At 71.7% G+C, this 12,857-nt stretch carries 15 protein-coding genes; 5 read left to right on the top strand and 10 right to left on the bottom strand.

Going from position 1 to position 12,857, the window contains the following annotated elements; genetic code table 11:
* Positions 1–24 precede the first annotated feature (24 nt).
* Positions 25–402, top strand: coding sequence for a hypothetical protein (locus AB0B39_RS21345; protein ID WP_234586519.1), 378 nt, complete (start codon positions 25–27; stop codon positions 400–402).
* 45 nt (positions 403–447) lie between these two features.
* Here the strand turns inward: AB0B39_RS21345 and npdG are convergent, their stop codons facing one another.
* The 4 genes from npdG to AB0B39_RS21325 all read right to left on the bottom strand — a co-directional run bounded on the left by npdG (position 448) and on the right by AB0B39_RS21325 (position 4,137).
* Positions 448–1,146: an NADPH-dependent F420 reductase gene (gene npdG / locus AB0B39_RS21340; RefSeq protein WP_234586517.1), complete on the bottom strand. Its 699-nt coding sequence runs from the start codon at positions 1,144–1,146 to the stop codon at positions 448–450.
* 230 nt (positions 1,147–1,376) lie between these two features.
* The gene (locus AB0B39_RS21335) at positions 1,377–2,807 is read right to left on the bottom strand and encodes an RNB domain-containing ribonuclease (protein ID WP_357575164.1); all 1,431 of its coding nucleotides are present in this window, start codon (positions 2,805–2,807) and stop codon (positions 1,377–1,379) included.
* 86 nt (positions 2,808–2,893) lie between these two features.
* Positions 2,894–3,850: a histone gene (locus tag AB0B39_RS21330; RefSeq protein WP_357575163.1), complete on the bottom strand. Its 957-nt coding sequence runs from the start codon at positions 3,848–3,850 to the stop codon at positions 2,894–2,896.
* Between the two features lie 83 nt (positions 3,851–3,933).
* Positions 3,934–4,137: a hypothetical protein gene (locus tag AB0B39_RS21325; protein ID WP_357496599.1), complete on the bottom strand. Its 204-nt coding sequence runs from the start codon at positions 4,135–4,137 to the stop codon at positions 3,934–3,936.
* 250 nt (positions 4,138–4,387) lie between these two features.
* Here AB0B39_RS21325 and AB0B39_RS21320 point away from each other — a divergent pair, with 250 nt between their 5' ends.
* The gene (locus AB0B39_RS21320) at positions 4,388–4,885 is read left to right on the top strand and encodes an NUDIX domain-containing protein (RefSeq protein WP_357496597.1); all 498 of its coding nucleotides are present in this window, start codon (positions 4,388–4,390) and stop codon (positions 4,883–4,885) included.
* A gap of 9 nt (positions 4,886–4,894) precedes the next feature.
* Here AB0B39_RS21320 and AB0B39_RS21315 read toward each other — a convergent pair whose 3' ends face one another.
* Together AB0B39_RS21315 and AB0B39_RS21310 are read right to left on the bottom strand one after the other, a co-directional pair.
* Positions 4,895–5,761 carry an AraC family transcriptional regulator gene (locus AB0B39_RS21315; protein ID WP_357575162.1) on the bottom strand — a complete coding sequence of 289 codons (867 nt, stop codon included), beginning with the start codon at positions 5,759–5,761 and terminating at the stop codon, positions 4,895–4,897.
* Positions 5,762–5,926: 165 nt separating this feature from the next.
* Positions 5,927–6,514: a GNAT family N-acetyltransferase gene (locus AB0B39_RS21310; RefSeq protein WP_357575161.1), complete on the bottom strand. Its 588-nt coding sequence runs from the start codon at positions 6,512–6,514 to the stop codon at positions 5,927–5,929.
* Positions 6,515–6,580: 66 nt separating this feature from the next.
* Between AB0B39_RS21310 and AB0B39_RS21305 the strand changes: the two genes are divergently transcribed.
* Positions 6,581–7,465, top strand: coding sequence for a transglutaminase domain-containing protein (locus tag AB0B39_RS21305; RefSeq protein WP_357575160.1), 885 nt, complete (start codon positions 6,581–6,583; stop codon positions 7,463–7,465).
* Here AB0B39_RS21305 and AB0B39_RS21300 read toward each other — a convergent pair.
* The 3 genes from AB0B39_RS21300 to soxR form a co-directional block, all read right to left on the bottom strand.
* On the bottom strand, positions 7,452–8,393 hold the full coding sequence (locus tag AB0B39_RS21300; protein WP_357575159.1) for a redoxin family protein: 942 nt from the start codon (positions 8,391–8,393) through the stop codon (positions 7,452–7,454). The genes AB0B39_RS21305 and AB0B39_RS21300 overlap by 14 nt on opposite strands.
* Complete coding sequence (locus AB0B39_RS21295; protein ID WP_357575158.1) at positions 8,394–9,620, bottom strand: epoxide hydrolase family protein; 1,227 nt, start codon at positions 9,618–9,620, stop codon at positions 8,394–8,396.
* 164 nt (positions 9,621–9,784) lie between these two features.
* Positions 9,785–10,243 carry a redox-sensitive transcriptional activator SoxR gene (gene soxR / locus AB0B39_RS21290; RefSeq protein WP_357575157.1) on the bottom strand — a complete coding sequence of 153 codons (459 nt, stop codon included), beginning with the start codon at positions 10,241–10,243 and terminating at the stop codon, positions 9,785–9,787.
* A gap of 85 nt (positions 10,244–10,328) precedes the next feature.
* Here soxR and AB0B39_RS21285 point away from each other — a divergent pair, with 85 nt between their 5' ends.
* Entirely contained in the window at positions 10,329–11,216 is an 888-nt protein-coding gene (locus AB0B39_RS21285; RefSeq protein WP_357496585.1) for an NmrA/HSCARG family protein, read from the top strand.
* 19 nt (positions 11,217–11,235) lie between these two features.
* Here AB0B39_RS21285 and AB0B39_RS21280 read toward each other — a convergent pair whose 3' ends face one another.
* On the bottom strand, positions 11,236–11,682 hold the full coding sequence (locus AB0B39_RS21280) for a hypothetical protein (protein ID WP_357496583.1): 447 nt from the start codon (positions 11,680–11,682) through the stop codon (positions 11,236–11,238).
* A gap of 127 nt (positions 11,683–11,809) precedes the next feature.
* Between AB0B39_RS21280 and AB0B39_RS21275 the strand changes: the two genes are divergently transcribed.
* Positions 11,810–12,730 (top strand): expansin EXLX1 family cellulose-binding protein, encoded by a 921-nt coding sequence (locus AB0B39_RS21275; RefSeq protein WP_357496581.1) that lies wholly within the window; start codon positions 11,810–11,812, stop codon positions 12,728–12,730.
* Positions 12,731–12,857 lie beyond the last annotated feature (127 nt).

The raw sequence follows: 12,857 nt of genomic DNA, 5'->3' as shown, positions 1-12,857 counted from the left end.
GCGAGCGGTGCCTACTGTTGCGGGGTGGAGCTTGACTACTACTCGGTCGGCGAAGGCGTCGACATCACCGCCGATCGGGCCGATCTCTGTCGCCTCGCCGACCTGGTTGCGGGAGGGGGCGAGCAGAGCCTCGCGCAACCCGCGCATCCGCGGCACCTGCGCGGTGTCGTCGTCGAGGTGACGCAGGGTCCCGTTGCCGTCGGTGTCGATGATCGCGGCTATCTGACCGTCCGCGGCGGCGCGGAGAGCCGGTCCTTCCTCGCCGATCTACTACGGGACGTGGCCGCCATGGACGACGGCGGCCACGTTCACCTGGAACACGTCGAGGGCCACCCGCATCTGGCGCCGGACAGCGTGCCGCTCATCCTCAACAGTCCACACGGCGGGATGCCCCGACGCTGATCGGGCGAAGGCACGCCCAGAACCGAGCCGTTGTGTCAGAAGCTGTCAGAGGTCGGTGACGCGGATGCCGGCGTGCGCCTTGTAGCGCTTGTTGATGGCGATCAGATTCGCGGTGAACGCCTCGATCTGGTGGGCGTTGCGCAGCCGGCCGGCGTAGATGCCGCGCATCCCGGGAATCCGGGCGGCGAGCGCGCCGACGATGTCGACGAGCTCCCGGTCTTCGGTGCAGATCAGCACGTCGAGGTCGATCCGGTCGACCTCGGGGTCGGCCAGCAGCGGGGCGCTGACGTGGTTGAACGCGGCGCAGACGCGGGAGTCGGGCAGCAGCGCGGCGGCCTGCTGGACGGCGCTGCCCTCGTCGACGGTGAGGGCGTACGGGCCCTGCTTGTCGAAGCCCAGCGGGTTGACGCAGTCGACGACGATCGTGCCGGCGAGCGGCTCGGCGAGGGCGGCGACGGTGGCGGCGTGCCCGTCCCACGGGACCGCGATGATCACGACGTCGCTGCGACGGGCCACCTCGTCGTTGGCCGCGCCGGTGATGCGGACGTCGGCAGGCATCCGGGGCAGAGCGGCGATCTCGGCGGCGGACTCGGCGGCCCGCTCCGCCGATCGGGAGCCGATCAGCACCGTCTGCCCGGCCCGGGCGAGCCGGTAGGCGAGGCCACGGCCCTGATCGCCGGTGCCGCCGATGATGCCGACCGTCAGCCCGGACACGTCGGGCAGCGTGCTCGCGTCGTATGCCATGGGCTCATCCTCGCAAACCGCCCGGTCCGTCAGCAGCGCCGGCCGCTGTGACAATCCCCGCTACCCGACCGCCCGCCGACGAAGCCCCGCCGACGTGGTCGGCCAGACCCGCCGGCACGGCCGCCCAGGAACAGTCGGCACCGCCCCGCCAGACGAGCCCGACACCGCCCCGCAGCAACCGCCGACGACGCCAGCCAGCCAGCCGACAGGGCACGGCCGGAACAGCCGGTTCAGGCCAGCTCGAACAGCACCGTGCGGGCCGCCGGGTCGGCGGTGACCAGGCGCACCCGGACCCGTTCGCCGAGCGGCAGCGCACCGAGGCAGCGGCCACGGACCGGTGGGGCGTCCAGGGCCACCGTTCCGCCGGGCGGGCGGGGTCGGGACTTGCCGTTGGGTGGGGCGTCCACGTCGAGCACCGCCGCGTCGAAGGTCTCCCCCACCCGGTGCTCCAGCAGCACCGCCTCGGTGAGCTCGACGGCACCGCGGCTGGCCGCCGAGGCGGTCCGGTCGGTGCTGGCCATCACCTCGGGCAGCCGGGGCAGCGCCGCGCGGGCCCAGTCGGGCACCTCGCGGCCCGCGTGCAGGGCCAGGCAGACCTCGGTGGCGTACCGGTCGGCGAGGCGCCGCAACGGCGCCGTGACATGGGCGTACGCGGCGGCCACCCCGCCGTGCTCCGGCTGCTCCGGGCGGGCGCCGTCGAAGGCGGTGTACGCGGCGCCACGCATCAACTCTGCCGCCTGGTCGATGAACGCGGCGGAACGCGGCTGCGCGGCGTCCAGGCCGGCGATCACCTCACCGGGGCCCGCGCCGTCCGGCCAGTGCACGCCCAGCGGGGCGGCGGCCGCCCGCAGGCGTTGCACCGCCTCCGGCTTCGGCGGTGGCATCGTCCGCAGCAGGCCCACCCCGCCGGCCAGCATGATGTCGGCGGCGGCCATCCCGGTCAGCAGCGAGATCTGCGCGTTGTGCTCCTCCATCGGCACCGGCCCGCGCAGCACCAGCCGCCAGCCGTCGCCGTCGGGCTCCACGTCCTGCTCGGGCAGCGGCAGGTTGATGGCGCCCCGGCGCAGCCCCCGGGCGGTCAGCCGCTCGCCGATCTCGGGCAGCAGCGCGATCGGCTCGGGCAGCCGACCGGCGTCGGCGGCGGCCTGCACCCCGGTGTAGTCGAGCTTCGCCCGGCTGCGCACCAGGGCGCGCTCCAGCTCGACGGCCACGGTGCCGCCGTCGGCGTCCAGGTCGATGGTCCACACCACGGCCGCCCGGTCGTCGTCGGGCAGCAGACTGGCCGCGCCCTCGCTGAGCGTCACCGGGTGCAGCGGCACGTTGCCGTCCGGCAGGTAGACCGTCTGCCCGCGCCGCCAGGTCTCCTCCTCGAGCGCGCCGCCCGGGTCGACGTGCGCGGCGACGTCCGCGATCGCGTACCGCACGCGGTAGCCGCCGCCCGGCCGGCGGGCCAGGTGCATCGCCTGGTCCAGGTCACGCGAGGTGGCCGGGTCGACAGTGACGAACGGGACGTCGGTGCGGTCGACGGACGGCCGGGGCGGCGCGGCAGCCGCCGCGTCGGCCTCCCGTTGGGCGTCCGCCGGGAAGCCCTCGGGCAGGCCGAGTTCGCGGCGCAGCGCGCCGAAGTCGATGCGGGGCGCGAGTACGCGTCGGATGACCACGGGTCAATCCTGACAGCGCCGCCGGTGATCCGCTTCCGGTGACCGGCCGAGATCTCCGTCGGTGTCGAGTCGAGGCTGCCGTGCGCTCAGCCGGTCGCCTTCCGGGCGGTGCTGCGCGTACCCCGGGGGGTGGTGGCTCGTGCGGCGACCGGGCGGGCGGGTGACTTGCGGGCGGTCACCTTGCGGGCCGGAGCCTTGGCAGCGGTCGTCTTCTTCGCCGGAGCCTTCTTCGCCGCCGCCTTGCGGGCGGTGGTCGACGAGGTGCCGGTCGCTTTCTTCGCCGGGGCGTTGCGGGCGCCACCGCTCGGGCGGGTGGAAGCGGTCTTCTTCGCCGCCGTCTTCTTCGCGGGGGCCTTCTTCGCCGCCGTCTTCTTCGCCGGGGCCTTCTTGGCTGCCGTCTTCTTCGCCGTGGACGCCTTGGTCGCGACCTTGCGCGCGGGCGCCTTCGCGGCGGCGGTGGTCCTCTTCGCCGCCGACGCCGTGGTCTTCTTCGCCGCGCCTGTCGTCTTCTTCGCAGCGCTCGTCGTCTTCTTGGCGGCGCTGGCCGTCTTCTTCGCCGTACCGGTAGTCCTGCTCGCGGCGGTGGTGCTCTTGCGCGCCGGGGACGTCGAGGTCCGCTTCGCGGCGGTGGTCGTCTTGCGGGTGGCGGGCGAGGTGCCGGCCGGAGCCTTCCTGGCCGGCGCCTTCCTGGCCGCCGCGCTGGTCCGGGTCGTGGCCTTCTTCGCCGCCGCGGTCTTCTTCGCCGCCGCGGTCTTGGCGGCGGCGGTGGTGGCGGCCGTCCTGGTGGGGGCGGTCTTGGTCGCGGTGGTCTTGGTCGCGGTCTTCTTCGCCGGGGCCTTCTTCGCCGCCGTGGTGGTCTTCCCGGCCGGGGCACGCCCCGCGCCGCCGGCCGCCTTGCGGGCCGGCGCCTTCGCGGCGGCCGTGGTGGACTTGCGTACGGGGGTGGTCCGGCTCGCCGCCGTGTTGCGTTCCGCCGCGGCGGTCTTCTTCGCGGTGGTGCGCCGGACTGTCGGACGGGTGGTGGCCTGCTGTGCTTCGGCCATCGTGGTTTCCTCCTCGGGGGACGTGCTCTCGCGTGCGTCCTCGCGGAGCACGAACTACCGCGACGCGGGCCGTCCCGCGCCGTCTACCTGTCCTCCCCGGCCCAACGGGCGTCCTCGGCCTCCCACGCCTCGTTCCGCTCCTGCACTCGCTGCAGGGCGTTCTCCGCGTCGGCCGCCGAGTTGTACGGGCCGAGGACGTGCTTCGCCGGACACACGTCGGCGTCCGTCTCGACCCGGTGATGCCGGGTGCACCAGTAGAACTGCCCTTTACGTTCGCTGTCGCTCATGGCAATCACTGTGCACCGCGAACCGGCTGACCGCCACCGGATCACACAAGTCGCCGAACCCTCTCCACAGTAGAGACGCTTACCGCGCTGCGGGCGAGAACACCGAAAGAAGTGCAGGTGGGGGCACTGGCCACGCGAAAAAGCCGGGGGAGTACGCGCGCTTTCGTCGTACCGTCGCCTGGTCGGGCTGAGCGCGACGCGGCGTCGACGGGACGGCGGCGGCCGCCCACGCGCGGCCTATGATCGCCCGATGGCGGTACCGGACTACATCGTGGGGATGCGCAAACACGTCGGCCACGACCTGCTGTGGCTGCCCAGCGTCAGCGCGGTGATCCGCAACGACGCCGGCGAGCTGCTGCTGGGCCAACGCTCCGACGACGGACGATGGTCGGTGATCAGCGGTTTCGTCGAGCCGGGCGAGCAGCCGGCCACGGCGCTCGTCCGGGAGGTACGGGAGGAGACGGGCCTGGACGTGGCGCCGGTACGCCTTTCCAGTGCCGTCTCGCACCCGCACACCTACCCCAACGGGGACCACTGCGAATACCTGAACCTGGGCTTCGTCTGCCGGGTCGTGGCCGGCACCGCCCGGGTCAACGACGACGAGTCGCTGGCCGTGCGGTGGTTCGACGTGGATCGGCTGCCCGAGTTGGACAAGCACGCGCTGCTGGTCCTCGCCTACGCGCTGCGCGAGAACCAGTCGGCCGGCTACCTGCCGCCCGGTACGACCTGGGACGACGTCCCCGACTGAGCCGCCCCGTCAGGACGCGACCCGTTCGACGGGGATCCACAGCTCGGCGTCCGCCGTGGTCCCGTCCGCCGACACCCGGACCCGGGAGATCTCCGGTCCCGGCCGGCTGCGGTACGGGTTGGACGGGAACCACTGGGTGAAGACGTCCCGCCACAGGTACTGCACTGCCTGCGGAAACGCTCCGGAGGTGGTGAACACGGCCCACGTTCCGGCCGCCACCGGCAGCGCGTCCAGGTCCTCCGGTGGCGTGGCGCCGGTGACCGCCCCGTGCCAGTAGTCCAACTCGCTGCCCTCGGCCCGACCGTCGGCGAGGTTGTCGCTGACGTTGACGATCCCGGTCGGCTCCTGATCGGAGAGCGCCTCGATCCGGGCGGTCGTCTCCGCGTCGATGCTGCGGATGAACGCGACGATCGCCGGGTTCATCCCCTCGTGCACCAGCGGGACGCGGGCCTTGCGCCCCACCAGCGCGAACGCGTCCTTCGTGACGATGCGGTACTCCATGCTGCCACTCCCTTCCACGGTGAGTCGGAAGGACATCCGGGGCTGGGCGCGCAGCGCTGCCTGCGTACGCCGAGCTTCTCCCGGCCCCACGCCGTGCACGGCGTGGAACGCCCGGGCGAACGCCTCGGCCGATCCGTAGCCGTGGCGCACGGCGACGTCGAGCAACGTCCGCTCCCCCGCCAGCACGTCCGCCCCGGCGACGGTGAGCCGACGCCGACGGATGTACTCCGACAGCGGCATGCCGGCCAGCGCGGAGAACAGCCGCCGGAAGTGGTACTCCGACGTCAGCGCGATCCGGGCCAGGTCGGCCACCTCGATCTGCTGGTCGAGGTGCCGCTCGATGTGCGCCATGGCCTCGTTGAGCCGCTCCAGCACCCGGGCCTCCTTCCCTTACGAGCAGCAACGCTAGGCGGCAGGCCAGGTGGCCCACCCGACATCCGGTGCCCGCATCGGTCGGGTCAGGTGGACAGAAACTGTCCAAGATCGGGCGGCCGGCCGCGCCAGCTCGCGGTCCGGGGTTGATCCGCCAACCGGGACGTCTCAGCGGGGCGACTGTTGCATGATCCAGGTCGGCACGGGCTCGGGCAGCGAACCCAGTGCCTCCCAGCCGGCGCGGCGGTACAGCTCGACGTTGGCCGGGTTGCTGGTCTCCAGGATCGCCGGCAGGCCGTCGGCGGCGGCGCGGGCCAGCCCGGCCCGCATGACCGCGCGGCCCCAGCCACGTCCGGCGCTGTGCGGGTGGGTGCCGAGGACACCGAGATACCAGAACGGGTACGTCGGCAGGGCCGCGTGCACAGCCTCGTCGTAGCCCTGGACGCGGGCCCGCACGTCAGCGGGGTATCGCGCCTCCGCAGGCGATCCGTGCCCGGCCGCCGGGGATCCGGTCGAGGGCTCGGCCGGGGGCTCCCAGATGGCGACGGACGCACCGCCACCTGTCATCCAGATCGACGACCGGTGCACCCGCTTGTCGAAGAGGTCCCCGAAGAAGGTGGCGGCGTGGCGCGGGTAGGTCTCCTCGTCGGGGAACAGGAACCGCAGGATGGGATCCTTGACGAACGCGGCGACCAGTGAATCGACCACCGCATCGCGGTCGGCTGGGGTGGCGATGGTGATCTCGGGCGCTGTCACAGCAGTCGACACTAGCCGGGAAAAGCGCCTTGACCCTGACACGGTGGCAGGACGAAGACTCGCCTCATGGACGTCGACAGCTACCGCAAGCACTCCCCGTACAGCGACCCGGGCCGGCATGCCGCTCTGCTCGACGCCGTGCCCGCCGACATCGCCACCGTGGCCGCGACCGCCCGCAACGTGATCGTCCACTACCGGGCCGGCGGCGTCGAGTTGCCCGGCGACCGGCTGGAGGAGGTGAACAGCCGCTGGGTGGAGCGCATTCTCGACACCGACCAGTCCCGCTTCGCCCTGCCCCTGCGCACCGAGCGCCCGGCCGCCGACCGGGTGGCCGGCTGCTGCCGGGACCACACGCTGCTCTCGGTCGCGCTGCTGCGTCAGCACGGCATCCCGAGCCGCAGCCGGGTCGGCTTCGCCTCCTACTTCACCCCCGGCTGGCACTACGATCACGTGCTGGTGGAGTACTGGAACGGCCACCGCTGGGTCTGGGCCGACCCGGAAATCGACCCGGCCGGCGACTGGCGGTTCGACGGCTACGACATCGATCCGACGGCGGGGCTCTTCGACTCGGCGGCGCGGGTCTGGTCGGCGTACCGCGCCGGAACGATCGATCCCGACGTCTACGGCGTGGCCCCCGACCTGCCGGTCCACGGCGCCTGGTTCATCTACGACTACGTCCTGCACGAGCTGGCCCATCGGCGCAAGGACGAGTTGCTGCTGTGGGACAGCTTCGGCGCGATGACCGACGACCTCGCCGACGCCGACCTCACGCTCGCCGACGAGATCGCCGCGTTACTGCTGGCCGCCGACGACGGCGACGAGGCCGCGGAGAAGGCGCTCGCCGACCGGTACGCCACCGACAGCCGTCTGCGTCCCGGCGCTCGGGTACGCAGCTTCTCACCGGTCTCGGACGCGGTGAGCACTGTCGATCTGCGCGTCAGCCGAAGGTGAAGGCGTACGCCTCGGCGCCGGGTTCGCCGAACGTGACCTCCAGGGTCCGCTCCCGGACCGCGCCGTCCTGGCGCACGAGCTGGTAGAGGCGGCCGTCCGCCAGCACGCCGTTGCCGTCCTCGTCGACGTCGACGCCGTGGGACGGGCCGGGGGCCTCGCCGTCGAGGAGCACCCGGAACGGGATCGACCGCCCCGTCCCGGGGGCCAGCACGAGATGCGCGTCCCGGGCGTGGAACCGGAAGGCGATGCGGCCGCCGGCCCGGTCGACCGCGACGTTCTCCGACCCGATCGTCCACTCGCCCGACAGGGCCCACTGGTTGAGGACCAGGCTCTCGGGGAGGTCGTAGGCGCGGCGTTCGTCGAGCGCGGGTCCGTTCGGCGACGCGAAGTGTTCGCCGCGACTGAACCCGAGGTACGTCTCGGGCGTCCGCAGACTGTCCCAGTCGGCCTCCGCCTCCGGGCCGAGCCCGTTGACGGGTACGGGGTCGCGCTCGACGCCGAGCAGGTGCTGGAGAACCCGCTCGGACTGCTCGTAGCGCCCCTCACCGAAGTGCTCGTCGCGGATGACCCCGTCGGTGTCGACGAAGTACAGCGCCGGCCAGTACTGGTTGGCGAAGGCACGCCAGATCGCGTAGTCGTTGTCGACCGCGACCGGGTAGTCGATCGAGCGCGCCGCGACCGCCCGGCGCACCCAGTCGACCTGGTGCTCGAAGCTGAACTCCGGCGTGTGCACCCCGACGACGACGAGGCCGTCGTCGCGGTAGGCCTGCGACCAGGCCCGGACGTACGGCTCCTGGCGCAGCCAGTTGATGCAGGTGAGCGTCCAGAAGTTCACCAGGACGACGCGCCCGCGCAGCTCGGCGGGGCCGAGTGGCTCGGAGTTGAGCCACTCGGCCGCCCCGTTGAACGGGGGCAGGTGCACGGCCATCTAGCGCAGCGACCGGAAGGCGGTGCGAAGCTCCTCGGAGAAGATCTTCGGCTGCTCCCAGGCCGCGAAGTGCCCGCCCACGTCGAGCTTGTTGTAGTAGATGAGGTTCGGGTACGCCTGCTCGGCCCAGCTCTGCGGGGCCTCGTACAGCTCGTCGGGGAAGACGCTCACCGCCACCGGCACGTTGACGCCCTTGGCGGCGAAGAACGAGAGCTTGTTCTCCGCGTACAGGCGGGACGCCGAGATCGCGGTGTTCGTCAGCCAGTAGAGCGAGATGTTGTCCAGGATGTCGTCGCGGGTCAGGCCCGCCTGGGCGCCCTCGAAGACCTGCGCGATCAGGGCCAGGCTCTTCGCGTCGTGGTCGAGCAGGAACGACGCCAGGCCGACCGGAGAGTCGGCCAGCGCGGTGAGCGTCTGCGGCCGCGTCGCCATCATGAGGGCGTACGCGACGTGCTTCCAGACGTAGTTGGCTTCCTCGGCGGCACGCATCTCGTCGGCGGACAGGCCGGAGGGCAGCGAGCCCATGGCGTTGTTCGCGCCGGTGGTGTCGCCCTGGAACAGCAGGTCGATCTCGGGTGGGATCGCACCGGGCATGTTGGTGTGGATGCCGAGCAGTTGCGGGGGCGCCTGAATGCCCATCTGGTCGACGATGACCGCGCCCCAGTCGCCGCCCTGGGCCACGAACCGGTCGTAGCCGAGGCGCGTCATCAGCTCGGTCCAGGCGGTCGCGATCTTCTGCGGGTTCCACCCGGACTCGGTCGGCTTGCCGGAGAAGCCGTGGCCGGGCAACGACGGGATGACCAGGTGGAAGGCGTCCGACGCGCTCGCGCCGTGAGCGGTCGGGTTGGTCAACGGTTCGATGATCTTCATTTGCTCGATCACGGATCCGGGCCACCCGTGGGTGACGATGAGCGGCAGCGCATCCTCGTGCTTCGAGCGCACGTGGATGAAGTGGATGTCCACCCCGTCGATGGTGGTCATGAACTGCGGTAGGGCGTTCAGCCGCGATTCGACAGTGCGCCAGTCGTACTCATTTTCCCAATAACGCGCGACGGCCTGGATCGTCGCGAGTGGCACGCCCTGCGACTGGTCGTCGACGATTTCCTTTTCCGGCCACCGCGTGGCCGCGATTCGCCGTTTCATGTCGTCGAGGTCCGCTTGAGGGATTTCCACCGTGAACGGGCGGATCTCCGTGGTGCCGGGACGTGTCTTCGTCTTGACCGCCATGCGTGCTTCCTCTCTGTCTGAGTTCGCGCCTCGCGAGGGGAATCATGCGGTGAGGGCACTGCCCGGACTTGTGCGCCGATTTCGAGAAGGGCACGCCGCCGCCATATCTCGGAGCGTAGAACGACGCCGACGGGCGTCGTGGCCATACCGGCAGACGGCCGTGATCAGTCCGTCCGCGGCAGACGACGTGCGCCGGGGCCCTCACGACCGAGCACGTCACGGGGGTTCGTCAGATGGCAGGCCCGCAGCGAGAGACAGCCGCAGCCGATGCATTCGGTGAGGTCGTCCCGCAACGCCTGCAGGTGGGCGATGCGCGCGTCGAGTTCGGTACGCCAGGCCGCGGACAGCCGGTTCCAGTCGTCATGGGTCGGCGTGCGTTCGCTGGGGAGCTGGTCCAGGGCTTCCCGGATCGCCGTCAGCGAGATGCCGACGCGCTGCGACGCCCGGATGAAGGCGACCCGGCGCAGCGTGTCGCGACCGTACCGACGTTGGTTGCTCGCCGTCCGGGTGCTGCGAATGAGGCCCTTGCGTTCGTAGAAGTGCAGCGCGGAGATGGCCACGCCGCTGCGCTCGGCGACCTGTCCGACGCTGAGTTCGTGGAAGGCGGTGCGGGCCCTCGGCATGGCCCGAGCCTAACCCTTGCCCTCAACCATGGTTGAGGGCACAGACTCGGCGTCGTCCACGAACCGCGATCGGGGAGGCCGCACCGTGACCACCGTTCTCGTCATCGGCGCCACCGGAAAGCAGGGCGGCGCCGTCGCCGAACTGCTGCTCGACCACGCCCACGACGTCACCGCCTACGTGCGATCGCCCGAGTCGCCGTCCGCCGTGGCACTGGCCGCCGCCGGGGTACGGCTCGCCGTCGGTGACCTGGCCGATCCGCAGGCGCTCGCCAGAGCCGCCCACGGCGCCGACGCGATCTTCGGGCTGTCCGTGCCGTTCGGCGCCGGTGGCAAGGACGAGGAGGTCGCCCAGGGTCGCCTCCTGGTGGACACCGCGGCGCGGGCCGACGCGCATCTCGTCTACTCCTCCGTACGCGGCGCCGACCGGATGGTCGCCACCGACATCGACCACGCCGACAGCAAACAGCTCGTCGAGGCGTACCTGCGGGAACAGCAGGTCCGTGCCACAGTCCTCGGGCCGGTGTACTTCATGGAGAACGCCCTGAACGTCGGCTTCAGCCGGCTCACCGACGGCGTCCTGGCCAACCCGCTGTCCCCGGGCAAGCCGCTGGACCAGGTGACCGTCCGGGACATCGCCGGCCTCGCCGTGCACGCCATCGAGCACCCGGACCGCTTCGTCGGCGAGCGGATCGACGTCGTCTCCGACCGGGTCACCGGCGAGGAGGCGGCCCGCATCCTCGGCGATGTGCTCGGCCGCGAGATCCCGTACCGGCGGATGCCGCTCGACCAGGTCCGGCAGTGGGCCGGCGACGAGATCGGCGACATGTTCCAACGCTTCGAGGACACCACCGACTTCGCCGACATCGACGCGCTGCACGCCAGGTACCCGGACGTCGCCTGGCACAGCTACGCCGACTGGGCCCGCACCGTCGACTGGGACCGCGTCCTCGCAAGGCCGACGACCGCACGATAGCCACGCGGCTGTCCGGCCGTCAGGGCATATTCGCGTAACGCAGTGGGAGCGGAGGTCGTGGCCGACGCCAGACGACGTACGCCAGGATGGCGGCGACGGTCAGCAGTGCCACGCCGATGAGAAGGATGAACCAAGGCGTTCGATCGCCAACCTCGCGCACCCCGAAGCAGGGGTTGCTCTCGGCGTAGTGGACGTGAATGCGCTCGCCGGCGGTCACGGCCCGGTTCGCGTCGACCGCCGCACTAAAGTCCGCTTCACATGTCTCACCGCGGCTCGTCGTGAACTGAACCGTCAGGATGGTTCGCGCACCGCGATGCTCGACGTCGCGCACCACGGCCGATGCCTCCGACGCTCCGCGGTCAGCCGCGATCGACCAGATCACGAGGCCCGTGACGGTCATCGCGAAGACGAGGTAGAACGCCGAGAAGACCCGTAGGAAGGTTCGGCTCGGGCGTCGACGGTTCATGGCCGGAACTCTAGAAGGGGCCGACAACGCGACAGTCGCAACGGACTGCGCCCTTGCCAAACCAGCGCGTGACGGTTCGCTCGACGGCTTTGCGCTGCCGTGGCGTGGTGCGGCAACATCAGCCGCCGTGACGGCACCAGGCACGGATCCGGAGAACGCCACCCCGGCCGGCGACAACGGCACGCCCCGGTTGAAGCGGCGGGTCCGGCACTGGTTGGCCGGCACCGGGATCGCCGCTCTGGCCGCCGTACTCGGCATCACCCTCGCCGTACGCGGCGGCGCCACCCCGGCCTGCGCCGCGCCACCCGCGGGCAACACCGTCCACAAGGGAACGGCGAGCTTCTACGACGCGGGCCGCTCGGGCGGCACCTGCTCCTTCCCGGGCCCTCCCGCGGACCGGCTCTACGTGGCCCTCGGCGCGTCGCAGTACTCCGGGGCGGCGGCCTGCGGCAGTTACCTGGACGTCAGCGGCCCGAAGGGCACGGTCCGGGTGATGGTCATGGACCAATGCGGCGGGTGCGGGCCTAGCAAGATCGACCTCTCCGACGAGGCGTTCGCCCGGATCGCCGACCGGGCGCAGGGCATCGCGCAGGTGACGTACCGGGCGGTGGTGGACCCGCCGCTCGACGGCGGCCTCACCTTCCGGCTCAAGGGCGGCGCGTCGCAGTGGTGGTTCGCCGTGCAGGTCGGCAACCACGGCAACCCGCTGCGCTCGGTCGAGGCGAAGGGGCCGAGCGGGGGCTTCCGCAAGGCGGCCCGTCAGGTCGACAACTACTGGACCATCGAGGACGGGATCGGCCCCGGGCCGTACACGATCAGGGTCACCGACGTGTACGGCCACCAGACGACCGCCACGGGCATCCGCATGACGCCGAAGCAGGTCCAACGCACCTCGGCCTCCCTTCTCGCCGCCGTCCCGCCGTCACCTTCACCCTCGCCCTCGCCTTCGCTTTCGCCCTCGCCGACGCCGGTGGCGGAGTCAGCCGCGCCGACGACGACGGTCGAGGCCCTGGCCGGCGCAGCCCCACTGGCCGCCGCACCCTGCTGACCGGCGACCCGCGTCCCGCAGCGCGGCGGGCGGCGGTCGGCGCGGCGTGATCCACTCGGGATCGCCGATGTGGCGGCGTCCGAGCGGCCTGATACCCCCAGATCGCCGACCTGGAGTGGATCATCCC

The sequence above is a fragment of the Micromonospora sp. NPDC049114 genome (assembly GCF_040648635.1).
Classification (GTDB): domain Bacteria; phylum Actinomycetota; class Actinomycetes; order Mycobacteriales; family Micromonosporaceae; genus Micromonospora.
This window is presented reverse-complemented; position numbering and strand designations above follow the sequence as displayed.

Bases quoted from the DNA above. Each gene is read 5' to 3' on its own strand.
- npdG (WP_234586517.1), bottom strand. From the start codon at position 1,146: ATGGCATACGACGCGAGCACGCTGCCCGACGTGTCCGGGCTGACGGTC.
- AB0B39_RS21330 (WP_357575163.1), bottom strand. From the start codon at position 3,850: ATGGCCGAAGCACAGCAGGCCACCACCCGTCCGACAGTCCGGCGCACC.
- AB0B39_RS21325 (WP_357496599.1), bottom strand. From the start codon at position 4,137: ATGAGCGACAGCGAACGTAAAGGGCAGTTCTACTGGTGCACCCGGCAT.
- AB0B39_RS21320 (WP_357496597.1), top strand. From the start codon at position 4,388: ATGGCGGTACCGGACTACATCGTGGGGATGCGCAAACACGTCGGCCAC.
- AB0B39_RS21305 (WP_357575160.1), top strand. From the start codon at position 6,581: ATGGACGTCGACAGCTACCGCAAGCACTCCCCGTACAGCGACCCGGGC.
- AB0B39_RS21300 (WP_357575159.1), bottom strand. From the start codon at position 8,393: ATGGCCGTGCACCTGCCCCCGTTCAACGGGGCGGCCGAGTGGCTCAAC.
- AB0B39_RS21295 (WP_357575158.1), bottom strand. From the start codon at position 9,620: ATGGCGGTCAAGACGAAGACACGTCCCGGCACCACGGAGATCCGCCCG.
- soxR (WP_357575157.1), bottom strand. From the start codon at position 10,243: ATGCCGAGGGCCCGCACCGCCTTCCACGAACTCAGCGTCGGACAGGTC.
- AB0B39_RS21280 (WP_357496583.1), bottom strand. From the start codon at position 11,682: ATGAACCGTCGACGCCCGAGCCGAACCTTCCTACGGGTCTTCTCGGCG.